The sequence below is a fragment of the Candidatus Darwinibacter acetoxidans genome (genome assembly GCF_041936445.1).
Taxonomy (GTDB): Bacteria; Bacillota; Limnochordia; order Darwinibacteriales; family Darwinibacteriaceae; genus DTU010.
Window position 1 is genome coordinate 1 of record NZ_JBHGXH010000107.1, and the last position, 23,716, is coordinate 23,716.

The window sequence follows — 23,716 nt, forward strand, 5'->3', positions numbered from 1 at the left end:
GCGAAGTCGGCACCGAACTGCTCCACGGCAAAGCGGTTCGCCCCCCGCCCGATCTCTTCATCGGGGGTGAAGGCGATTTTGATCGTGCCGTGTTTGATGCTCTCATCGGTGAGCAGGATCTCCGCCATGGTCAAAATCTCGGCGATGCCGGCCCGGTTATCCGCGCCCAGCAAGGTGGTCCCGTCGGTCACCACCAAATCCTTGCCCACATAATCCCGGAGAACGGGAAATTCAGCGGGGCTGAGCACGATGTTCTCCTCGGCGTTGAGGAGAATCTCTCCACCGTCGTAGTTCTCCACCACCCGGGCCTTGATGTTCTGGTAAGGTACATCCCGCACCGTGTCCATGTGGGCGATAAAGCCGATGACCGGTCCCTCCCAGTTGGGTATGTTGGCTGGCAGGGTGCCGTACACATAGCCATGCTCGTCCACGTGGGCATCTGCAATGCCCAGGCCGAGCATTTCCTCAACCAGAGCCCGGGCGAAGTCCAGCTGCTCCGGTGTGCTGGGGCAGCTGGAGCTGGTGCCATCCGATGCTGCCGGGTAGTTCGTATACCGCAAAAGCCTCTCGTAAGCCCGCATTGTTCTTCCTCCCTTTACTACGCAGTACTCTCAGTGATTCTTCGAGGCGGCCCGCGCTTTACCTGCCGCCCTGCCAGTTTTTCAAGGCCGCCCGGATGGAACGGCTCATCTCCTGGGCAAAGGCACTGCCCGTCTTGCGGGCATACATCAACTGGCCGAAGTTGGCCGCGCCGAAGCGGTTCTTGGCGGGAAAGTCCTGCTCCACCCCTGCGAACATCTGCCGCAGCTCAGCCCCGGCCAAGCGGCGGTAGCCCTCCCGGTGGACGATGTACTCCTGGGCGAAACGGGGGCGCGGCCTCCGCTGATAGTCGTGGGGATAATAACCCAGGCAGAGCATGGCTGCGGGAAAAGTGTACTCAGGCAGGTTCAAGAGCTCCCTGTGCACTTCATAGTTCTCCATGATATCCCCGATATAGCAGCTGCCGATCCCTAGGCTTTCCGCGGCCAAGACCGCGGTCTGCGCGGCGATCAGCGCATCATCCAGGGCAATAAAGAGCTCGCCCACATCAGGTTCCCGCCAGCTGAGTCCTTTCTCGGCACAGAACTTTGGAACTTGGCAGAGGTGGAAATAGTCGAACCACCGCTGGTAGTCCGCTAAGAACACGAGAATGAGCGGCGCCTTGGCGATGAAGGCCTGGTTATCGCAGGTTTGGCTCAGCCTTTCCTTGGTGGCCTGATCCTCGATCACCAAAACGGAGTAGAGCATCATGTTGCCCGCAGTGGGGGCGCGCAGCACAGCTTCCAGCAAAACTTGCAGGTCTTCGGCGCGAATGGGTTCATCCCGGTACACCCGCAGGGAACTTCGCCCGTGAATTGTCTGGAGGACTGGGTTGATGGTGAACAGCTCCTTTCGTGAGAGTGGACTATCAAGGTGGGAATTCGGGGCCGCTGCGCCACTTCCTCTTCGTTCCTCGGGAAGAAGATGCGCACCCAGTGTACTTTTCTGCAGGGTAAGGTGATCTTTGGGGCGAATATGGGCAGTGGTGTATATTGTACCATCAGCCGAAGGACTCGGCTATTCCCAACAGAAGGGGATGACGTCGTAGGATGAAGACCTAGCGGTTAAGCAAAGAGTTGCGGTTAGCGTCAGTCGGAGTGCATCGTCTCAAACGGAGGGATAAACATGAACTGGTTTGCCATATCGGTTGTTGTTGCTCTGCTGTCGTTTGCCACCGCTGCTTGGTTGTACACCTGGGTGAGCAGACAGAATCCCGGTACCAAGAAAACGCAGGAAATCGCCGCGCTGATCCGGGAAGGGGCTAATGTGTTCTTGGCGCGGGAGTATCGCTTGCTAAGCTACTTCGTGCTGATCGTGGCGGTAGCTATTCTACTCTTCCTGCCCCAGCCCATCTGGCACGGGGAACCCAAACGGAACATTTTCATGGCCATAGCTTACATCGCCGGTTCCGTGTTTTCGGGTCTGGCAGGGAAAATTGGCATGAATATAGCCACCATTGCCAACTCTAGGACAGCCACCGCAGCTACCGAAAGCATGGAAAAATCCTTTATGATCGGCTTTAGGGGCGGAGCGGTCATGGGCATGGCCGTGGTCGGCGCGAGCCTCCTCGGTGTTACGGGCATCATGATCTTGACTGGCGATGCGGCCATGACCTTGGGCTTCAGCTTCGGAGCCTCTTCGCTGGCCCTCTTTGCCAAAGCGGGCGGCGGCATCTTCACCAAAACCGCGGATATCTCCGCAGATCTCGTGGGTAAGGTTGAACTGGGCATCCCCGAAGACGACCCGCGCAACCCCGCGGTTATCGCAGACAACGTAGGGGACAACGTGGGGGACGTGGCTGGCATGGGCGCAGACCTCTTTGACTCCCATGTAGCCTCCCTCTCCGCAGCTGTGGTGCTGGCCTTGGCCCTAGATGGGGGAGTTGGCAAATTCACGCAGATGGTCTTCTGCTACGCAGCATCTGGCCTTTTAGCCTCCATCATCGGTGTACTGGTGGCCAGGATCAGCAAGGGCGCCGATCCCACCGCGGCTTTGAACAAACTGACCTACATCACCACCGCGGTCTTCGTGGCCATCACCGGTCTGGCCACCGCCATCTTCGACTTCAGCTGGCGTTACTGGGCAGCAGCCATGCTGGGACTGGGCGTAGGCGTAATCATCGGTATTGCCACCGACTATTTCACCAACGACCTGCGCAAGCCGGTGCAGCAGGTGGCTTCCGCGTCGCAGTCGGGACCTGCTTTCACCATGATCTCCGGTATGAGCTACGGCTTCTTGAGCGTTTTCCCGGCCCTGATTGGCATTGCCGTCTCCGCCCTGGGTGCCTTCCTGATCACAAATAGTGTGGATCCCACCACCATCACCGACGCGCTGTTTGGGATCTCGGTGGCAGCGGTGGGAATGCTCTCCATCGTGGGCATGATCATCTCCAACGACGCCTACGGGCCCATTGTGGATAACGCCCGGGGTCTGGTGGAAATGGCTGACCTGGGTGAGGAAGCGCTGGACATCACCGATGCCCTGGACAGCGCGGGCAACACGGTGAAAGCCATTACCAAGGGTTTCGCCATTAGTGCCGCCGGTTTGACTGTGATCGCCCTGTTGGGCGCGTTCCTCTCCGAGGCCAACGAAGTTCTGGCGGCCAGGGGCCTGGAGCTGCTGCAAGGCTTTGATGTTATGGATCCCCTGGTCTTCTTCGGCCTGATTGTGGGATCCGCTGTTCCCGCCGTCTTCTCTGCCCTGCTCATGCTGGGTGTAAACCGCAATGCGGAACGCATGGTCGCGGAGATCCACAGACAGTTCGAAACGATGCCGGGCATTAAGGAGGGCAAAACTAAGCCGGACTATGCCCGCTGCATTGATATTGCCACCACTGGCGCCTTGAGGGAGCTCATCCCCGCGGGGCTCATGGCCATCCTGGCCACCCTGGCGGTGGGCTTTATCGGCGGTGTCCGAGCCATTGGCGGGTTCCTCGCCGGCAATATCGTTAGCGGCCTGCTCATTGCCTTGTTCATGAGCAACTCCGGTGGCCTGTGGGACAATGCCAAAAAGTATGTGGAAGCAGGCAACTTCGGCGGCAAGGGCTCCGCGGCCCACAAAGCTGCGGTTGTGGGCGACACGGTGGGCGACCCGTTTAAGGATACAGCGGGCCCATCCATCAACACCCAGATCACCGTCGTCTCCCTGGTCTCCTCCCTGGCCGCAGGGCTGTTTATCCTCTTTTCCATCTTCTAGAAGTGACGGAGGCTGGCCCGCATAGCGGCCAGCCTCCCTTTTTCGTCCTCAGCTCCAACAAGCATGACCTTCCATTAACCTGCAGTACTGCCCTTCACCCCCACTCTCCCCAGGGCCCTGATGCGCTGACCCAAGGTGGGATGGGAAGCATACAGCAGCACCGAGAGGGGGTGGGGATTGAGGTTGATCAGATTCTCCCGGTGCATGCTCTTCAGGCCGGAAATGGTCCACTGGGGATCGGTGTTTTCCGCGGCAAAACGGTCGGCCCTGTACTCTTCCCGCCTGGAGAAGTAATTGCCCACAATGCCCCAGACCAGCCCCACCGGAACAAACAGGATCTGAAAGAGAACGACGGCCAAGCCGAAATGGACTTCCGGCCAGCCGAAACCTTTAAACAGGCCAGGGCTGCTGAGCACAAGTCCCATACCCAGCGCGTACAGCGCCGAGCCCACCCCCAGCCGCACCGCACGCCCCAGCATATCGCCGTGCACCGCGTGGCCCAGCTCGTGGGCGATGACAGTTACGATCTCGTCCTCGGAAAGCTTGTCCAGGAGTGTGTCGAAGAACATCACTTCCCTGGTGCGTCCCAAGCCTGTAAACAGGGCATTCAGTTTGCTGGAGCGGGTCGAGGTGTCGATCACCGCGATGGATCTAGCGTTAAAACCGTGGGCCGCGGCCAGCTCTTCAATTCTGCTGCGCAGCGTACCTGGGGGCAGGGGCCTGGGCTTGTAGAAGAGCCGAATGGAAATCCTGCCCCAAAAGGCCCGGGCCAAAAGCAGCACCGCCAAGCTGGCCGCCCCGAGCACGAGCAGAAATGTCCAAAGCCGTCCACCAAAGCGCAGGTACAAGCCATGGGCCCCACCCACCAGCACAGCACCTAGGCCCAGGGAAGCGGCATAGCTCACCAGAAGATCGCGGACATACATCTTGACGGTGCGGCGGTTAAAGCCGTGGCGTTCTTCGATGGAAAAGATGCGGTAGGCATCCAGAGGAATGGCCAGAGCAGTGGTGAAGGTGTAGTAGATGCCCAGAAAAAGCAGGGACTGCCAGATGGGGTGGACATTCAGCCGGCCTGTCCAGTGGCTGAGGGGTTCAGCCAAGACCAGGAGAAAGGCCAAATGCACCAGCAAATTGACAGTGCTGCGCACCAAGGCGAATCTCTGGGTCTCGAAGAAATAGGACTGCCAGCGCCGGTACAGCCCTTCATCGTAGACATCCCGCACCTCAGCGGGGAGCGGCCTCTGGCTGTACCCGCGGTTGAGCACGATCAGCGCCAGATCCAAAAGATAACAAGCCACGGCGATGGAAGCAACCAGCCACTTCATGTTTTCACCTCACAGAGAGCCAAAAGCGTTGAGCACCCGGTACCGTTCCACCGCCAAAATCCCCTGCCAGTACCGGCGGGCCACGGCAAACTCTTCCGGATAGTGCTGCCAACCCCAGGTGATATCCCAGATCCCGTCTTCATCCCGATCCCGCAGATAAACGCGGAGGTTTTCCTCCACCAGAGGCTTAAGTTCTGGATAGAGGGGGTCAGCGGGACTTTTCACAAAGTCCAGAGGTAAGGGCTTGTAGCTCTTTCCCCAACTGGCCAGATCACGATCGATCACTTCCAGGATCAGAGCCCTCGCCTGCGCTTCCACTTCCCCAAAGGAACAGCCCACCTCCCCGGGGAACCTCTCCTTGAAGGGCCGGAGCAGCTTCAGACACTGCCAGTAGTTTTTCAAGCCGTGCCACTCCACACTCTCCGCTTCCAGCAGGTACTCACAGGCCGCCCCCAGAGAGGACCAGCCGAGGTCAGCTTCAGGTCCCTCCCCGCCGGACCAGTGGATCAGAAAGGCTGCCAGCTCCACACTGGGGTTAAACATCCAATCCTGCTGGGCAGCTTCCGTCCACTCCCACCAGGGAGCGTGGGGATAAGCGTTGTTTTCCGGAAGAACCGAGGGCCACATACCCGGCTGTACCTGTTTGGCCCCGAGGAGGTAGTCCCGGAGCCTGCGCACAATGCCCTCCTCGGGGTCAGCCTGGATATCCACTAAGATCTGGCCAGCCATCCAGCTGGCCATGGGTGAAGAGCGGGGCAGCCAAAAGTCCGGCTCTAGGCCGTGCCCGAATCCCCCATCCGCATTCTGAAAAGCGGCCAGACACCTGAGCACATTCTCCTTGGGGCCGCCGCTGAAGAAATACTCCCACAGGGCAAGCTCCAGCGGGCGGCCGTAGCGCCGCAGCCATGCGTAGGCCCGTTCCATGTTGTTCTCCTCCTTAAGCTAAAACTCTGGCCACTGCCCGCACGGGGCAGCCCTCCGCGCAGATCTTGAGGGGAAAGGCTATCACCTCAAAGCTGGACAGCTGCTCAAGCTGTTCCAGATTGGTTAGATTCTCCAACAGGGGAATTCCCGCACCCAGCAGGGTCTTGTGGACCAGGAATGGAGGACCATCGGGGGAAGGCAGATCCATGCCTAGAAGCTTGATCCTGCGCTGAACGAAAAAGCGGGCCAGTTCTTCGTGGACCGTGGGGTGCTGCTGGAAGTAAGCTGCTGTACCCCAAGCTGCGCTGTGGCCGGTCCAGAGCAGGACAACGTCATCCTCGCCAACTAAACTTCCGTACTCAGCCCGGTACCTGATGGGATCCTCACCCCGCACATCCAAAAGGCGCCCTCTGCCTGCAAACAGATCCAGGGGCAGATCGGCAATCATCCTGCCCTCGGCTAAAAAATGCAGGGGGGCATCCAGGTGAGTTCCGGCATGCAAGCCGGTCTGGAGGGCATAGAGGGTGTACCCGTCTTTGGCCGCGCTGCGCTTTTCCCGCAGCACAACCGGATCGTCCCCTGGGTAAACCGGCATTTGGTGCTGATAGGGATGGCTGAGATCGTAAATCCTAGACACGGCATCACTTCCTATCTGGCAGTTTGGCTAAATACTCCACCAATTCTTGGCGGCTTCCATGGGCGATGTGGGAATAGTCCATGCCCTGGGGATTGATCAGGTTGTCGGTGACCAAGAACAGCTCCATACCCAGCTGCACAGCGGGCAGATCTTCCACCAGATCGTTACCCACCATCAGGCACTCCTGCCCCTGGGCACCGATCACCTCCAGGATCTCCAGGAAGTAACCGGGGTTGGGCTTGGTGAAACGGCAGTTCTCGAAGGTTGTGATCAGCACAAAATCCGCCGGATCTAAACCTGCCCAGGCCACCCTCTCCAGGGTAGCCATCCGGGGAAAGAGAGGATTGGTGGCCAGCACTAAGGGATAGCCTTTGGCCTTCAACAGCTGCACTGCCCGGCGGGCCCAGGGGCAGGGCTGGACAATCCGGGCCAGCCCGCGAAACTCGTTGCGGTAAAAGTCTTCAAACATCTGGAGATGGTCCTCCTGCTCCCCGCCGAAACGGGAGAGGAACAGCTGCCAGAAGCGCTCTTCGTTAGTCATGGACCCATCGTTTGCGATCATGGCTTCCACCCCGGCCATGACCACATCCACCAACTTATCAGGTTCATAGCCGCAGGCGGCGGCCTTCAGGGCCAGCTCTCCCAGGTATTCCTGGAGGAAAAGATCCATATCCATGGGCAGCAAAGTTCCATCCAGATCAAACAGCACCGCTCTCAAGCTAATCCACCTCGCCTAAGCCGGCGGCCGCCTCCGCTCCAGACTTTGCGGTCAGATTCGCCATCACCTCGGCGTACACCTGCTCCACTGGCCAGCGGTCCCGCACAGCTGTGGAAAAATAACCCTGGGCAAAAAGATCCCCTCCCACCTGCACCCCCGCCGGGCAGTGGGCGCGCCAGGCGCCCAAGGTCCTCTGCTGCTTGGGGTGCTGTCGCTCCAGTTCAAAGGCGGTGGAAAGAGCGATTTGAAACACTTCCAGGGGAGACTCTTCCCAAAGCAGAGTGATCCGCTTACCCACCAGGTAAGGCGTTGCCCTGCTCAAAACCGCCGAGCCAGCCACGCCATCCCGAGCTGCGTAGCGAACCTGTTTCAGGCCCGTCATGGCGATGGCACCGAAACACATGGGACAGGGCTCCAGGGTGGTATACAGTGTGTAATCAGTGGTATTATGCTCAGCTATCCTTAATCTGCTCAAGGCCACCATCTCCGCATGGGCCAGATCCGTTCCGGCTAAGGGAGTAACGGTATGGTCATCAAAGATGGCGTTTTGACCCCGGGCCACCACCTGTCCAGCTCCATTGACAATCAAGCAGCCCACAGGGACATTCCCCCGGCAAAAGGCCTCCCAGGCCAGGGCAAAGGCCTCCCGCCAGAGGGGATCGATCTGCATAAACATGACAAGACCCCCTGCCATGCGTTCTTTCCAGGCTACTTCGACCCCGAACGGCTGTTTCCTGTTTTGTGCACCGACGATTTTCGAAAGAAAGATCTCCCCTTGTCCCCAGGGTCCTTTCCCCTGTTGTTACAATAGTGTATAATGAAGTTAACAGGATGTAATACGGAGGGGAAATGATGACCAAAGAGTATGAGATGATGGGTTTTTCCACCAAGGCCATTCACGGAGGACAGGAGAAAAATGCAGCTGGAGCGCTGGTTACCCCTATTTACCAAGCTTCCACCTTTGTGTTCGAATCCGCCCAGCAGGGAGCAAGAAGGTTCGCGCTGGAAGAGGAGGGTTACATTTATACCCGCTTGGGTAACCCCAACGCCGCGGAGCTGGAGCGCAAAGTCGCCCTGCTGGAAGGGGGTGAGGCGGCCCTGGCCACCGGCTCAGGGATGGGTGCCATTACCTCAGCCCTCTGGACCGCCCTGGAACCGGGGGATCACGTGGTGGCGGGCCAAGCGCTTTACGGCTGCACTTTTGCGTTCTTAAGTCACGGGGCCAGCAAATACGGAATTGAGACCACTTTTGTGGATGTCTCCGATCTGGAGGCGGTGCGCAGGGCACTGAGGCCTAATACTAAGGTAGTCTATCTAGAAAGCCCGGCTAACCCCACCATGACCATCGCCGATATCGAAGGCATCAGCCAGCTGGCCCATGAGATCCCAGGCTGTATGGTTTTTGTGGATAATACCTACTGTACACCTTACCTGCAGAGGCCCCTGGAGCTGGGGGCAGATGTGGTGCTGCACTCCGCCACTAAGTACCTAAATGGCCATGGTGATGTGATTGCCGGCCTCGTTGTGGGCAGCAAGGAGTTCATCGATCAGGTCCGCTACTATGGGATCAAAGATATAACAGGCGCGGTACTCAGCCCCTTCGATGCCTACTTGGTCTGCCGGGGCCTGAAGACTTTGGCCCTGCGCATGGAGCGGCACTGCGCGAGTGCCCAGCAGGTGGCGCAGTTCCTGGAAAGCCACCCGGCTGTGGGCGCGGTTTACTACCCGGGGCTGGCCAGTTTCCCCCAGCGGGAGTTGGCCCAAAAGCAAATGCGCCTGCCCGGCGGCATGATCTCCTTCGAACTGAAGGGAGGCGTGGAAGCGGGGGTGACCCTCATGAACAACGTCAAGCTGTGCACCCTGGCGGTGAGCTTGGGCGATACGGAAACCCTCATCCAGCACCCAGCCTCCATGACCCATTCCACTTACCCACCGGAGGAACGGGCCAAGTGCGGCATTTCCGACGGCCTGGTGCGGTTATCGGTGGGCCTGGAGGATCCGGAAGACATCATCCGGGATCTCCAGGCGGTCCTGGATACCCTAGCCTAAAGAGCGACACCACCAGCACAAAGCTGGTGGTGTTTCTACACTAATAATAGTAGTCGCTGTATTAGATGCAAGGGAGGTCCAGAGACAGGAAATCTATCGCCTAGGATGGACTTCCCGGGGCCTTCTCTTTGGCCCTACACGGCAAGCGGCGGTGGCGGCGCTTCCACCAAAGCGGCGATGTGCTGGCAAGGAATGGCCACCCTCTGCCACCCATCCAGATCGGCCACTGGACGCCGCAGCACGAGATAGGTCTCCTGCACCTGCCTCAGCTGCCATTGAGTATCCATCAGAAACTGATCATCATTGGTGAGCAGTACAAAAACCCAGCGGTTGATGAAGTTGGCCCACGCTTCTGGGCAGCGACAGCAGAGATTTCTCACACCCATGCTCATCCCTCCTTCTTCCCCACTATATGAGCGGGGCCGGTGGAGAGCCATGGCCCTGGAGTACTGATTGCAAAGCCCACCGGCGAGAATCGGGAACGGTACGCTAGGGCAGCCCGCCGGCTGGACAGTACTATGGATCAATTAAGCTCCTTGGAGGTACTGCCATGGCTGAACAAAGGCGCATCGGTCTGCTCACTCCCTTTTTCCAGCCCATCCCCGCCTATGGGGGGCCCGCATCGAGACTCGGCGTGGAACTGGCCATCGTCACGCCCCGGCGCATCAACTGGTCAACTGAAGAGGTTGAGGCCCTGGTTTGGGATGGTGCCAGCTGGCAGCTGGCCACTGTGCCCCTGCCCAGGGCGTTTTATAACCGCTTCTACGGCCCCAAGCCCCAAGTGGTAAACCGCCTGGAACTCCTGGTGGGAAAAAACAAGGTCTTCAACCATGTCACCCGCTTCGACAAACTGACCATTCACCAAGCCCTAAGCCGCTCGCCACTCCTGCCCCACCTGCCCCGCAGTCAGGGTTACAGCCCGGAAGGCCTCCGCGGACTGCTGAAAGACCTGGGACAGGTCATCCTCAAACCCCGCACAGGGCACATGGGCCTGGCCATCTACCTCATCAGAAAACGTGGGAAGAGGGTGCTGGTGCACCACGGCACCCAATCTCCCATCGCGACCTTTGGGGGAGTAGATGAACTGCTCACCTGGCTGGAGGAGGCGGCCGACAGCGGCTGGCTGATCCAGCAGTTTATACCAGCAGCCGCCATCGACGGCCGGATCTTCGATGTGCGCATCTTGGTTCAGAAAGACGCGGCCGGCACCTGGCAGCCCTCCGGTGCCCTCAGCCGCGTGGCCCTGCGCTACTCCTATATCACCAACGTCAGCCAAGCCATCCTGCCGGCCGCCAGGGCTCTGGAGCAGGCTTTCCCAGAAACGTCCTTCCTCCCGCAGCTGGAGGAGTTGAGCCTCAAGGCCGCCCAGCTGGCGGAGGGGGCCCTGGGTTCCCTGGGCGAAGTGAGCGTGGACTTCTGCCTGGACACAGCCGGAAAGATCTGGATTATTGAACTAAATGGCAAACCGATGAAAAGCATGTTTGGAGCATTGGGTGCTACCGAACTTGTGAAAAGGGTTTACGAGAGCCCCCTGAGCTACGCTTTACACCTCTGTTCTTCCGTCGGATGAAGGGTTATCGGAGTGTGCCCGCGGGCACAAACCGGCACAAATCAACAATTTCTTAGCAGGATTTTAGCCTTAAGTCTTTAATTATTACCGTGGGCGCGAGGGAATAACCTATTCAGCGCGCTTTTAAGAAGGATATTCGCTTCGGACGTGGAATTACATTCGCAAGCTTTACCTGGACTAAGTGGAAGAATCGTACGGTGCGTGGTGCACCAAGGGGGTGATCGCTGCTAGCGAGTGTCGGGGATTGTCGGAATCGTGTTCATCATAATTTCAGATAAGGAAGGTGACCTGTATTGTTCAAGCGGAAGACAACCTTTGTGTTGTTAGCGGTTGCATTAGTCTGCATCCTCTCCTTCGGCGCCTTGGCCCAAGAGAAGAGGATGGGAACCTGGGTAGATGAAGTAATCATTGTCGAAGAGCCGAACATCAACACCGCTATTTCCCGTCTGCAAACTGGTGACATCGACATTTATGCATCCACCAGCTCCGATGCCGTTCCTTTCCAAACGGTCATCGAGGATCCGAATCTCGACTACTATGTAACCTTCGGTTCCTACAGCGAGCTCACCTTTAACCCGGTGCTGCATTTTGAAGATGGCAGCCTGAACCCCTTCGGAATCCGCCGGGTACGCGAGGCGATGAACTACATCATCGACCGCGACTACATCGCCCAAGAGCTCTACGAAGGTCTGGCACAGCCGAAGACTCTCATGCTCAACCCCGCTTATGTTGACTATGCCCGCGTGGTTGAGACTGCCCGTGCCCTCGAGTTCAAGTATGCCCACGACTTCGAGACCGGCAAGCAGATCATTTGGGAAGAGATGATGAACCACGGTGCCAAGCTGGTTGATGGTATCTGGCATTACAACGACCAGCCCATCGAAATCATCATCCTGGCCCGTATCGAGGACCAACGCCGTCTGGTGGGCGACTATGTATCCGAGCAGCTGAGCAAGCTGGGCTTCGCCACCAGGGTAGACTACCGCACCAGTGCTGAGGCCTCCCCCATCTGGCTATTGGGTGATCCCGCACTTGGCCAGTGGCACGTCTACACCGGCGGTTGGGTAGCCGGTGCCGTATACCGTGACCAGAGCCATATCTTCCGCCAGATGTTCCATCGTGCCGGTCAAGCCTCCCCGCTCTGGTTGGCCATGGATCCCATTCCTGAGCTGGAAGAGCTCTGCGAGATCCTCTACTACAAGAACTTCTCCTCCATGGAAGAGCGCAACGATCTCTACGCTCGTGCCCTGGAGCTGTCGCTGCTGGATTCGCCACGCGTTTACACGATAGACGAGATTTCCTACATTCCTCGCCGTGCCGAGATCTCCGTGGCATCTGACTTGGCTCAAGGTATCGGTTCCACCCACCTCTGGCCCAGCACCATCCGCCGCGGCGAGGAAATCGGCGGCACCATCCGCATGGGTTCCCAGCAGGTACTGGTTGAGCCTTGGAACCCCGTAGCCGGTTCCAACTGGTCCTTCGACCAGCTGGCCATCAGGGCCACCTTCGACCGTGGCTTTGTGTCCAACCCCTACACCGGTAACTACATGCCGCACAGGATTGAGCGCATCGAAGTGACCGTGGAGGAAGGCCTCCCTGTGGCCAAGTCTCCAGAGTCCGATTGGGTAACCCTGGAGTTTGCTGAAGAAATCGTAGTACCCGAGGATGCTTGGCTGTACTGGGATGGTAACGAGCAGCGCTTCATCACCGTCGGCGAGAAGTATCCCGAAGGCTTGACCGCACCACGGAAGACTGTGGTATACTATCGTGAGGATCTGTATGACACAGTACTGTGGCATGACGGCAGCAAGTACAGCATCATGGACATCCTCCTGCCCACCATCCTCAGCTGGGATCAGGCATTTGAGGGCAGCGAGCTGTACGATGAATCCGCCGCCGTTGACCTGGCAGCAGCCATGGAGAACGCCCGCGGCTGGAGAATTCTCTCGGTAGATCCGCTGGTAGTTGAGTCCTACAGCCTCAGCTGGTACGTTGACGCTGAGATGAACATCAGCGACCCGTTCGCCACCTTCTACAACTACGGCAACCAGCCCTGGCATACCTTTGCCCTGGGTATCCTGGCTGAAAGAGCCGGCGAACTGGCCTTCAGCGCCAGCAAGGCTACTCAGCTCGACATCGAATGGCTCGGCTACAACACCGGACCCAGCCTGCCGGTTCTGGCTAAGTGGCTCGACTACGCCATCGAGAACAACTACCTGCCTTGGGAGCACGTCCTGAAGGATTGGATTACCGAGGAGGAGATTGCTGAGCGTTACGCCAACGCCAAGGCCTGGTACGAAGAGAAAGGCCACTTCTGGATCGGCAACGGACCCATGTACCTCGAGAAGTGCTATCCCATCGAGAGAATGGTCCACCTCAAGAGATTCGAGCAGTACTCTGAGCCTGCCGACAAGTGGGCCATGTTCGACGAGCCTCGCATCGCTGAGGTCGAGATGTCTGGACCCAGCCGTGTGAAGGCCGGCGATGAGGTCAGGTTCGAGGTTGAGATCAGCTTCAAGGGTGAACCCTACGCAGTCGAGCACATTCAAGAAGTGAAGTTCATCGTTCTCGACGCTACGGGAGCCGTGGCTGCCAGCGGTATCGGTACGCCTGTGGCTGATGGTCTCTTCGAGATCGTCCTCACCGGCGAACAGACCGCTCAGCTGCCTGTGGGCTCCAACCGGATTGAGGCTATCGTCCTGCCCACCCTGGTGGCGGCTGCAACCTTCGACGCACACACATTCGTGACACTGCCTTAAGGTAGGAGATCCAGAATCTAAGCCTGGATTCTAGCGGAGGGCGCGGAGTCCGCGCCCTCCATTTTCTAGTCCAGATGGATACCAGGAGGTATATGACCTATGCTAAACGTGGAAGCTACACAAGCACGGGCCGTCCCAAGACGCAGCGGTGCTGGTAGTAACCTAAGCAGAGTTTTACGATACACCCTAGTGCGGGGCTTAACCCTCCTCGTCACTGTGGTGATCGCTGTTTATCTCACCATCCTCATCGCCAACGGCGGCGGCTATGTGGACCAGATGCGCATAGGCCAGATCAGGGAACAGGTGATTCTCCAAATGGGATCCGATCCCGAGATGGCCCTTCTCACTGTCCAGCAGCGCAAACAGCTCGAAGAGGAGCGCGTTAGGGTGCGCGTGGAGCAGCTGGGCTTGGACCGGCCGTTCATGATCAGGAGTTTCGAGTACCTGTGGGATGGACTAACCCTCAACCTGGGCTCCGCGGAGTATCTGCTCAGCGACAGCGGTTCTAGACAGGTACGCAATATCCTCGGAGAACGCCTGCCGTCCACTCTCCTCCTGATGGGTACCAGTCAGCTGCTTCTGTTCTTCTGTGCGCTGTTTGTGGCCCTCTTCCTCTCGCGGCGCTACGGTTCGTTCCTGGATAAACTGGTGATTGCGTTGGCGCCCAATAGCGCTGCACCCGCGTGGTTTTACGGTCTCTTCCTCATTCTTATTTTCGCTGCCCTCCTGGGCTGGCTGCCCTACGGAGGGATGATTGATGCGCCACCTCCGCAGGAGCCTCTGCCGCGGGCGTTAAGTATCGCCAAACACATGATTCTGCCGGTTCTGTCCATGTTCATCGCCAACATCTTTGCCTCGATCTATTCCTGGCGAACCTTCTTCCTCATCTATTCCAGCGAAGACTACGTGGAAATGGCCAAGGCCAAGGGCTTATCCGACCGGCAGATTGAACGCCGCTACGTGCTGCGACCCACACTACCCACCATCATCACCAGTTTCTCCCTGATGATCATCACCCTGTGGGTAGGCGCCATTGTTCTGGAAACAGTGTTTGCCTGGCCGGGCATTGGCCGATTGACGCAGCAGGCCATCAACCTCTATGACACGCCCGTGATCGTGGCCAACACCGTTATTTATGCTTATCTCTTAGCGGTCACCCTGTTCCTGCTCGACATTATCTACTCCATAGTCGATCCACGGGTGAAACTAGGTGGAGGTGGAAATAGATCATGAAGAACGCCTTGAGGCAGATTAGGAACTACCCCTCTGCAGTTTTTGGACTTTTCATTATCCTGTTCTTGGTGGCCCTGGCCATCTACGCAGTGATAGCTATTCCCTACAGTGAAGCGGTGCGGCTGTGGCGCGGCGAAGATAACGTCTGGTTGGAAACGCCGAGAAACGCCCGCCCCGCCTGGTTTAACTACTTCTACAAAGAGAAAAGGCCAGTCACCATCGTGCGCAGAACGTCCGATGAAGACGCCCAGAAAACAGTTGTGGACCTAGGCGGCGGTGTGCAAATAGTAGATACCATCCTTGAGTTCGAGTACACCTACGACCGCTTCCCCTCGGAGCTGGCCGTATTCCTGCAGGCGACCTTCCAGGCAGCCAGACCCAACGTCAACCTGATCTGGGTCACACCAGATGGCCGGGAGATCCCCCTGACTGAAATACAGGTTCGCTCCAGTGAAACCTACCGCATCTCCCAGGATTCAAGGTTGGAGCGGCGTTTGGGCGGTGTGAAGCCGGAAATCGGCCTGTTCAGCGATCCCAACAACCCCGGCAAACCGCTGAAGGGTACCTACAAAGTGCTGGCTGAAGGCATGGTCTTCGAGGAAGGCTCCACGGTGGAAGCTTCCGTGGTAGTCTACGGTCAGCTGCACGGTTTGGCCGGTACAGACCACCGGCGCCGGGATCTGACGGTGGCCCTGCTCTGGGGCGCTCCAGTTGCCCTCTCCTTCGGTTTGATCGCCGCGGTGGGTTCCTCGCTCACCACCATGATGCTGGCCGCGGCAGCGGTCTGGTTCGGCGGTTGGGTGGATTGGTTTATCCGGCGCATCAATGAAGTGGTCATGATCCTGCCGCTCTTGCCCATCCTGATCATGGTGGGACTGTTCTACTCACGAAGTATCTGGGTAATCCTGGGGGTTGTGATCGCCCTGGGTATCTTCGGTTCCGGTATCCTGAGCTACCGCTCCATGTTCCTCCAGGTGAAGGAATCAGGTTATATCGAAGCTGCCAGGGCCTATGGAGCAGGCAACGCGCGGATCATCTTCCGCTACATGGTCCCCAGGATCCTGCCGGTTCTGGTTCCGTCCTTTGTGATCCAGGTGCCTTCCTACGTGTTTATGGAAGCCACACTCTCGGTGCTGGGGTTGGGTGACCCGCTGCTGCCCACCTGGGGTAAACTGCTCAGCGACGCCCAAACCAACGGCGCCCTGATCAATGGACACTTCTACTGGGTTTTGGAGCCAGCGTTCCTGTTGATGCTAGCCGGGCTGGGCTTCGTCATGCTCGGTTTCGCTCTGGACCGCATCTTCAACCCACGTCTGAGGGGGTTATAGAGTATGAGCAACAACGTTCTTTTAGATGTTCGCAACTTGAAGCTGCATTTCCGCACTAGAAGCGGTCCTGTCCAGGCAGTGGACGGAGTAAGTTTCCAGCTCCAACAGGGCCGTACCCTGGCGGTGGTGGGGGAATCTGGCTGCGGCAAAACGTCCCTGGCCAAGGCGATTCTACGCCTTTTGCCCCGCAACGTTTCCGAATACAGCGGCTCGGTCATCTTTGATGGCGACGATATCATGAAATACGATGATGACAGGTTCCGCCGGGAGATCCGCTGGAGCAAGATCGCCATGGTTCCCCAGGCGTCCATGAACTCCCTCAATCCGGTAATCCGCATTGAGGATCAGCTCATGGAACCCCTGCTTATTCACGAGGACATCAGCAAGCAGGAGGCCGCCCAGCGGGTGAAGGATGCCTTCGCCGTTGTGGGCCTGCCCCTGGACTTCCTCAGCCGCTATCCCTTCGAACTGAGCGGCGGTATGCGGCAGAGGGCAGCCATTGCCATGGCCCTGGCTTCCAATCCGAAGCTGGTGGTCCTGGATGAGCCTTCCTCGGCTCTGGACCTTTTGACCCAGGCCAACCTGATGAACGTCCTTAAGCGGGTTAAGCACGAGTTCAAGACCACCTTCATCCTGATCACCCACGACATCGGCACCGCCAGTGAGCTCGCGGATGAGATAGCCGTCATGTACGCCGGCGAGATGATCGAGTATGCCTCCGCCGAGTACTTCTACACCGATGCCCATCATCCGTATTCCCAGAAGCTCATGGCCAGCGTGCCCACGCTGCGGGAAGACAAGGAGTTAGCCTTTATTCCAGGCCAGCCTCCTTCCCTGATCAACCCGCCCACGGGCTGCCGCTTCGCCGAGCGGTGCGAGAAGAGGTTTGAGAAATGCTCCACTCATCCCAGAAACATTCAACTGGAAGGCGGAGCGTCTGTACAGTGTTGGCTCTATGACGAGATGGGAGAGGTGAAGCATGCCTAGCGTAGCTGTGAAACTTACACCAGAACAAGCACAGGCCCAGAAGCCCGTTCTCCGGGTGGAAAACCTGCACACTTACTTCGAAGTTCGCCGCATGGGCTTCTTCAAAGTCGGTGATGTCAGGGCCCTGGATGGAGTCTCCTTTGAGCTGTACCCGGGGGAAACCATTTCCATCGTGGGCGAAAGCGGCTGCGGTAAGAGTACCTTGGCCAAGACGATTCTGGGCATCCATCAGCCCACCAAGGGTAAGATCTACTTTGACGGTCAAGACCTGAGCCAGCTCGATAAAGAGGGTTGGAAGCAGTACCGTTCCAATATTGGCTATGTGATGCAGGATCCCTATGGGGCCCTCCCTCCCTTTATGAACGTGAAGAGGATCCTGGAGGAGCCCATGAAGATCAACGGCATCAAGGATAAAAAGGAACAAGCCAGGCGGATTAAGCAGGTTTTGGAGGAAGTTAAGCTTGCTCCCATCGAAGACTTCCTGCCCAAGTTCCCGCACATGCTCAGCGGCGGACAGCAGCAGCGCCTGGTGATCGCCCGAGCCATGATCCTGGAGCCGAAGATGCTCATCGCTGACGAACCCGTTTCCATGCTGGACGCCTCGGTCAGGGTGGAGATTCTCCAGCTCCTCCAGGGGCTGCAGAGAAGGCACAACCTAGCCATCATCTACATCACCCACGACCTGTCCACAGTGCGGTACTTCTCCGAACGCATCTTCACCATGTACGGCGCCAAGATCATCGAGAAGTCTGCCACCAAAGCACTCTTAAAGGAACCTCTGCATCCCTACACCAGAGCACTGTTTGAAGCCACTTCCGATCCGGATGCGGAAAACCTGAAATCCTTTAAGGATGTGCCCGCGGGCGAACCGCCCAGCCTGCTCAATCCGCCTCCAGGCTGCCGCTTCCATCCCCGCTGCCGGAACATGATCAAGGGTCTCTGCGATGTGGAGATTCCGCCGGAGTTCCAAGTGCGGGACGACCATGCCGTAGCCTGCTGGCTGTATAAGGACCAGGCCTAAGATGCGCAGCACCAAACGCCAGATGCTCATCGGCGGGATCATGCTGGGGGTAGGTTGGCTGGTGGTTTTCGGCCAGGTGGTCGGGTTGATTCCCTCCCCCATTTGGTTCAGCCTGCTGATGTATGGCGTTACGCTGTGGGGCTTCATGCTCGGAATGCTGGGCGCAATGAGCCACATCCGGATGAACATCCAAAAGGCTCGGGCCGAAAAAGAGTTCGCTGAACAAGATGAGTACTACGATGATTACCAGAAGTAAACTTGAGCCGTGTCTGACCAAGACACGGCTCTTTTTTTCTAAAAGCCCCGGAAGCGGCTGATCTGCTGCTGCAGTTCCCCTGCCAGCGTGGCCAGTTTCTCCGAGTTTTCCGCGATGGAGTTGACCACCGCGGACTGCTCCTGGGTGGCCGCGGCAATCTCCTCGCTGCCTCTCCCCACATCTTTGGCCGCCTGGGCAATTCTACCCACCTGCGCAGCCACCGCTTGGAAGGTCCTGCTGATACCCTCAAAGGTGGTGCCGGTGAACTGGATCTGCTCCGCCACCTCCTGCACACTGCCATCGGCCTTGGCCATGCGCTCCATGGTCTCCTCGGTACCGCTGAGGATCTCCCGGATCAGCTCGGCGATCTGACCGGAGGCCTCCCGGGACTGCTCGGCCAGTTTACGCACCTCATCGGCCACCACCGCAAAGCCCCGTCCGTTCTCCCCCGCCCTGGCCGCTTCGATGGCTGCGTTAAGGGCTAGAAGGCTCGTCTGATCGCTGATGTCTGTGATCAGCTCCACGATGGCACTGATCTCTCTAGACCGCTCCGCCAAACTGTTGACCGCTGTGGTGAGATGCACCACATCTTCCCTGGCGCTGGCCACGCCCCCCACCGCGGTTTTCAAAAGTCCTAGTCCCCGTTCCAATTCGCCCATGGCCTGGTCGGCACTGGCCCGCATCTGCTCAGTGTTTTGGGCCATGGTTACCGAAGTGCCGGAAAACTCGTTGGCGGTGCTGGCCACCTCTTCAACGGCTGCACCGGTTTCCACCGCCATGGACGAGAGGTCCTGGGAGAGGGCAAAAACATGCTCGCTGCTCTCTTGAACGCCCCTCACCAGCTGGCGCAGATTGGCGGCCATTGCCCTGAGGGAATCCGACAGATCGCCAATCTCGTCCCGGGACTTGATGGTCCAGCTGGCCCCGAGATCGCCGTCCCCCACCTGCAGAGCCGCCCCCTTCAGCACCGCCAGCGGCCCGGTGATGCTGCGGGTGACGAGGATCGCCCCGGCCAAGGCTATGACAATCCCCGCCGTGCCGATGATGATCAACTGCCGGATGATGGAGTTAATCAGCTGGCGCACTTCGCTGCTCAGCCCCTGCGCATCCCGGGCCAGCTCTCCCCGGAGGCGATCCAGGATGCCCCGGATCTGGGCCAGGCTCGCCGCGGTAACGCTGTGGTAAACCCTCTCCGCCTCTGCCGCCTCTCCCTGTTCCAGAAGGCCCTTGATGTCCCGGGCCGAGGTGTGGAGCTCCACGTGGGAACGAAGGAGCTGCTCAAACTCGCCGGTCAAAGCAGGGTACTGCTCCTGCAGGCGCTGGAACTGATCGCTGGCTAACCACCTTCCCAGATTGCAGCGGGTGGGATCAAGTTCAATGGCAAAACCTTCCACCGACCCGGAGACCAGATGATTCTGGAGCTGCATGGCCCACTGCAGATGCTCGATTTCCCGCTGCTGGAGGTCAACATGGAGTACCTCCAGTTCCTCAGACAGCTCCCACCTGTCCAGGATGGCTCTGGTGCCGAAAATGCTCACCACATTAGCCAAAGCCATGGCCACGATGAGAACGAAAAACCCCAACCCCAACTTCTTGCCAATGGACAGTCTCAGCACACCCACTCCGACCTCCCGTTAATTATAAGGGTTACTAATAAAAGATTCGCCCAGGTTCTGGCAACTCCTGCACCTGGGCGTTTCTTTCAGCAAGTTTATTGGTTCACAAAGGCCCACCTCGGTTGCAGCCCTGATCACGGGAAGAGATCAAAACCGATGTTGATCCCCAAGCGGAAACTGGGGCTGAACACGCTGGTGGTGGGGAAAACGGCATCCATCACCGCCTCCACCGGCACCGCCAGCCGGTTGGTGGCGCGGTATTGGGTACCCACGGTAAAGCGGAGAATGAAGCCCTTCTGGGATTCCACATTATCCAGGGGAGTGACATACCCCACTCCGGCCCCCAGATAGCCTCCGCTGGAACGCTGCACCCCGCTGAAGGATACCAGAAGCTCACGGGACGGGTCAAAATCCAGGTCAATGGTCATCAGCCCGTTGGTGAGCATGGAACCGAAGAAAGAAGAGATGATCCCCAGGGGATTGGAGCTGTCGGAGGGAATAGCATCCTTGGGCGTGAGGTCCGGAGCACTGGTCTGGCTCCCCTTCTGGTCGATGGTGGGCGTGAGGCGCAGCCCGATGCGCACGGGAAAGCGGGTCTCACCCCTGGGCAGAAGTACACTGCCCACCCGCACGCCGAAGGTGGGCGGCAGCACGGTCACCTGCATCACCGCTGGTGAACCGGACCGTGTCCCTTTGGTGATGGCCCGCACGGTGATGGTAGCCGTGCCCGGCTGCAAACCGGTCACTACTCCCCGTTCGTCCACCGCGACCTTCGACTCGTCGCTGGAAAGGAAGAGGAACTCGGGACTGGAAACGGGCCTGCCCAGGGAATCCAGGGCATAGACGGTCAGCTCCTTGGACTGCCCCAGGTTGAGGCGCACCTGCCCGGGCACTACAAAAACCTGTTCCACCGCCCGCTCGATGACCTGGACCTGCGGTGGGAATAAATCGGTGAGCAGGCTGTCCACCAGATTGGGGGCGTCCTGAATCCTGGCGGCGCTGGCCAGGGCTGACCCCACCAAAACCGGCTCGGCTCCCGCGAGCTGGAAACGCTGAACGCCCACCACCGCAGTATTCTGCAGCAGGGTCAGGGAACCGGTGATCACCTGATCGGCGAGACCCGCGGTCAAAATGGCCCGGGCCCTATCCCACGCGGGGGTGTCGGGTGCGAATCCCAGGTCCGCGAGCTCCTCCCGTAAAGAGACGCTATCCTGCACGTCGAACTCGCCGAACTGCACGAGCCTGGCGGCAATGCCCTGGGACATGATCTTGGACAGGCCCACCAGATCACCCTGGGTGAAGCTGAGGGGATCGATATAGCTGCCCTGGGAATCCAAGGCCAGAAAATCCAGGACGACCACTCGCTCTGCCCCTGAGGCGGCGGGGGTCAGTGTCAAGCCCAAAAGCGCTGTAATTATGATCAGGGTATACGTCCACCTGTTCTTCATCGTAGTTCTCTCCTTCCCAAGTTCGCGGATCAGCGGGCCCCGCCTCCACCTCCGCCAAAGCCTCCCCCGCCGCCGGCGGAAAAGCCTCCGCTGCCCCCTACCCCCTGCGGCAGCGTTGCGCTGGTGAGGGACTTTTCCAGACTGCTGGTCATGCGGCTCACGGGATGCACCCCAGACCAGCTGTGGTAGATCAACCAAGGGTACCCGAAGCGGTGATCCCCCTGCTGCATGGAGGGGATCTGCAGCTCCAGCTGCTTGAGCATCTGGTCAGCCACGCCCAGGGTGACTGCGTAGGGCAGGTAGTGCTCCCAGATGCCCAAAGAGCCGATACGCACCTGGTCTACCCGGGAGAACTCCTTCAAATAGCGGCGGAAGGCCTGCCATTTGGTATACTGCTCCCGGCCTGCGGGGGACAGGCGGGTGAAGGCGGCCACCACCAGAATAATCACGGCCAGGCCCAGGATGCCCATGACCAGGGCGGTGATGAACATCTCCAGGGCTGCGGCGACAACCGCCACAGGCAGTAAGCCAAAGCCCGGCACCAGTAACCACGAGGCCCGCTTGCCCGCCTCTTTGTCGAAGAAGCCGTGCTCCGCCGCGGCCTTTTCCACCGCCTCCGCCCACTCCTTCCAGAAAGCGGCGAAGTCCTTGGCCTTTTCTTTGGCGTACTCCTGCAGCTCCGCCAGGGTCAGCTCTTCCCGGTTCCCTTCGGCAAAGAGCAGCTCCAGAATCTGAGTTTCATAGGGGCGCAGTTTTACCAGGTCCTGCCTGGACACTTCCCGCCTCCTAAATCTATAATTCGCTTCCCCCCTGCCGCTTCTGGCCTGCAGCTCAGTTATTTCTTCAATACTGAGATAACCCCGCCGGGCCAGATCCAACAGGGTAGCGGTGAAATCCTGTCCCTGGACGTTTCGCCTGAGCAAAAAGGCCAGCTCCGCAGGGGGATAGTCCCCTGGCAGTTCTTTGTAGTACCTCTCTTTGTACCCCGGAGCGGGCTTGGCGTAGCTGCGCCAGATCTGGAAAGCTAGAAGATAACCTACAACAAAGACTACCGCCGCCACGTAGGGATCCAGCCGCCGGCGCGCCTCCGTCCGGCGCCTGGCTTCCTCCCGGCGCTGCTCCTCGCCTAAAATGCGCTCCAGCCCGTTTTCATTGGTGTATCTGGTGCCCAGGGGCACCAGGGCATTGGGAAAGACCACCCGGCCCTCCACAAAGGTTTCGGCGGGAAGCCGCTCCACTTCCCAGACTATGCGGCTGGGGGATTCCACGGTGACCCTTCCGTGCCGGGGCCCATAGCCCCAGGCGCCCACCTGATCCGGGGCTGCACCCTGGGGTAGGGTGAGCACGATCTGCACCCGCTGCCAGGGCCGATCCCAGCCGCTGCCCACAAACTGGTAGTAAAGCTCAGCCACATCGTTGTGCTTTAAAATGGCGTTGTGCAGTGTGTAGCTGATGGTAAACTCCCGCACCTCATCGGTGGCGCTGAAGCTCCAGTCCACCAGCACCTGCCCATCCTGCTCCTGCACGAAGTAGGTGCCGGGCTCCCCGGGGGTTTCCCCAGGCAGCCGCCGGTAGGAAAAGCCTCCCTCTGCGACCTCCAGATCCTTAATGGCGATGTCCCGGGAGGTGTCGAAGTACCGGAACATGCCGGAATAGGTGCCCTCAAACCTCACCCTGAGGGTCTCGGTGATGCGCACCACCGCATCGGCCCCCACTTGGGCCTCAATGTGCAGGTCCAGCAGTTCGTAGCTGCGGGTCTCACCAAGGGCGGGAACGATCAGGAACGAAAGGACAACAAGCCAGCACAGCCAGGATCTCACCGCATCTCCTCCCCTGTTCAAGCGATCAAATCAGCAGCTCTCCTACATTTTCTACACTTCTCTAACCGCAGGAGGGATCCTGCTCCCGGAAAGAATACCCTAAACGCGCCAATCGAGTAGGTAGCCGCTAGGTGATCAGCCTAGCGGCTTTCCTCTCACAGAACGGTGCGTACGGGCCGCGTACACCGCTCCTGAAGAATCTACCGCCGTTCGTAGAACTGCGACACAATCCCGACACTGTACTTCGTGAG

The 23,716-nt window shown here is 58.8% G+C and carries 20 protein-coding genes; 9 read left to right on the plus strand and 11 right to left on the minus strand.

Going from position 1 to position 23,716, the window contains the following annotated elements; translation table 11 throughout:
- Positions 1–581, minus strand: a 581-nt coding sequence (gene pepT / locus ACE4YL_RS03445; protein WP_461369230.1) for a tripeptide aminopeptidase PepT, incomplete at its 3' end; no start/stop codon positions are given.
- Positions 582–639: 58 nt separating this feature from the next.
- Positions 640–1,425, minus strand: coding sequence for a nitroreductase family protein (locus tag ACE4YL_RS03450; protein ID WP_461365263.1), 786 nt, complete (start codon positions 1,423–1,425; stop codon positions 640–642).
- Between the two features lie 279 nt (positions 1,426–1,704).
- Here ACE4YL_RS03450 and ACE4YL_RS03455 point away from each other — a divergent pair, with 279 nt between their 5' ends.
- On the plus strand, positions 1,705–3,774 hold the full coding sequence (locus ACE4YL_RS03455) for a sodium-translocating pyrophosphatase (protein ID WP_461359537.1): 2,070 nt from the start codon (positions 1,705–1,707) through the stop codon (positions 3,772–3,774).
- A 74-nt stretch (positions 3,775–3,848) separates the two neighbouring features.
- Here ACE4YL_RS03455 and ACE4YL_RS03460 read toward each other — a convergent pair whose 3' ends face one another.
- From ACE4YL_RS03460 to ACE4YL_RS03480, 5 genes are read right to left on the minus strand one after another with little or no spacing between them, the layout of a single operon-like run.
- Complete coding sequence (locus tag ACE4YL_RS03460) at positions 3,849–5,099, minus strand: M48 family metallopeptidase (protein ID WP_461368803.1); 1,251 nt, start codon at positions 5,097–5,099, stop codon at positions 3,849–3,851.
- Positions 5,100–5,108: 9 nt separating this feature from the next.
- A complete protein-coding gene (locus ACE4YL_RS03465) occupies positions 5,109–6,023 on the minus strand; it encodes a hypothetical protein (protein WP_461359259.1) in 915 nt (304 codons plus the stop codon).
- Positions 6,024–6,036: 13 nt separating this feature from the next.
- Complete coding sequence (locus ACE4YL_RS03470) at positions 6,037–6,660, minus strand: cyclase family protein (protein WP_461359258.1); 624 nt, start codon at positions 6,658–6,660, stop codon at positions 6,037–6,039.
- 4 nt (positions 6,661–6,664) lie between these two features.
- A complete protein-coding gene (locus ACE4YL_RS03475) occupies positions 6,665–7,369 on the minus strand; it encodes an HAD family hydrolase (protein ID WP_461365358.1) in 705 nt (234 codons plus the stop codon).
- 10 nt (positions 7,370–7,379) lie between these two features.
- Complete coding sequence (locus ACE4YL_RS03480; protein WP_461359257.1) at positions 7,380–8,054, minus strand: nucleoside deaminase; 675 nt, start codon at positions 8,052–8,054, stop codon at positions 7,380–7,382.
- 173 nt (positions 8,055–8,227) lie between these two features.
- On the opposite strand from ACE4YL_RS03480, the gene megL reads away from it, so the two are divergent.
- Entirely contained in the window at positions 8,228–9,427 is a 1,200-nt protein-coding gene (gene megL / locus ACE4YL_RS03485; protein WP_461359256.1) for a methionine gamma-lyase, read from the plus strand.
- A gap of 134 nt (positions 9,428–9,561) precedes the next feature.
- Here the strand turns inward: megL and ACE4YL_RS03490 are convergent, their stop codons facing one another.
- Complete coding sequence (locus ACE4YL_RS03490; protein WP_461359255.1) at positions 9,562–9,813, minus strand: hypothetical protein; 252 nt, start codon at positions 9,811–9,813, stop codon at positions 9,562–9,564.
- A 164-nt stretch (positions 9,814–9,977) separates the two neighbouring features.
- Here ACE4YL_RS03490 and ACE4YL_RS03495 point away from each other — a divergent pair, with 164 nt between their 5' ends.
- The 7 genes from ACE4YL_RS03495 to ACE4YL_RS03525 all read left to right on the plus strand — a co-directional run bounded on the left by ACE4YL_RS03495 (position 9,978) and on the right by ACE4YL_RS03525 (position 18,581).
- Entirely contained in the window at positions 9,978–10,997 is a 1,020-nt protein-coding gene (locus tag ACE4YL_RS03495; RefSeq protein ID WP_461365355.1) for a YheC/YheD family endospore coat-associated protein, read from the plus strand.
- A 293-nt stretch (positions 10,998–11,290) separates the two neighbouring features.
- The gene (locus ACE4YL_RS03500) at positions 11,291–13,756 is read left to right on the plus strand and encodes an ABC transporter substrate-binding protein (RefSeq protein WP_461369231.1); all 2,466 of its coding nucleotides are present in this window, start codon (positions 11,291–11,293) and stop codon (positions 13,754–13,756) included.
- 99 nt (positions 13,757–13,855) lie between these two features.
- On the plus strand, positions 13,856–14,989 hold the full coding sequence (locus ACE4YL_RS03505) for an ABC transporter permease (protein ID WP_461369232.1): 1,134 nt from the start codon (positions 13,856–13,858) through the stop codon (positions 14,987–14,989).
- A complete protein-coding gene (locus ACE4YL_RS03510) occupies positions 14,986–16,317 on the plus strand; it encodes an ABC transporter permease (protein WP_461360264.1) in 1,332 nt (443 codons plus the stop codon). Before ACE4YL_RS03505 ends, ACE4YL_RS03510 begins: the two co-directional genes overlap by 4 nt.
- Positions 16,318–16,320: 3 nt before the next feature.
- Complete coding sequence (locus ACE4YL_RS03515) at positions 16,321–17,304, plus strand: ABC transporter ATP-binding protein (protein WP_461359250.1); 984 nt, start codon at positions 16,321–16,323, stop codon at positions 17,302–17,304.
- A complete protein-coding gene (locus ACE4YL_RS03520) occupies positions 17,297–18,325 on the plus strand; it encodes an ABC transporter ATP-binding protein (RefSeq protein WP_461359249.1) in 1,029 nt (342 codons plus the stop codon). The genes ACE4YL_RS03515 and ACE4YL_RS03520 overlap by 8 nt, the downstream gene beginning before the upstream one ends.
- A 1-nt stretch (position 18,326) precedes the next feature.
- Positions 18,327–18,581, plus strand: coding sequence for a hypothetical protein (locus ACE4YL_RS03525; protein ID WP_461359248.1), 255 nt, complete (start codon positions 18,327–18,329; stop codon positions 18,579–18,581).
- Between the two features lie 38 nt (positions 18,582–18,619).
- On the opposite strand, the gene ACE4YL_RS03530 is transcribed toward ACE4YL_RS03525, so the two are convergent.
- From ACE4YL_RS03530 to ACE4YL_RS03540, 3 genes are all read right to left on the minus strand, one after another.
- A complete protein-coding gene (locus ACE4YL_RS03530) occupies positions 18,620–20,203 on the minus strand; it encodes a methyl-accepting chemotaxis protein (RefSeq protein ID WP_461359247.1) in 1,584 nt (527 codons plus the stop codon).
- A gap of 128 nt (positions 20,204–20,331) precedes the next feature.
- Entirely contained in the window at positions 20,332–21,645 is a 1,314-nt protein-coding gene (locus ACE4YL_RS03535) for an Ig-like domain-containing protein (protein WP_461359246.1), read from the minus strand.
- A 29-nt stretch (positions 21,646–21,674) separates the two neighbouring features.
- Positions 21,675–23,465: a DUF2207 family protein gene (locus tag ACE4YL_RS03540; RefSeq protein ID WP_461365604.1), complete on the minus strand. Its 1,791-nt coding sequence runs from the start codon at positions 23,463–23,465 to the stop codon at positions 21,675–21,677.
- Positions 23,466–23,716: the final 251 nt, after the last annotated feature.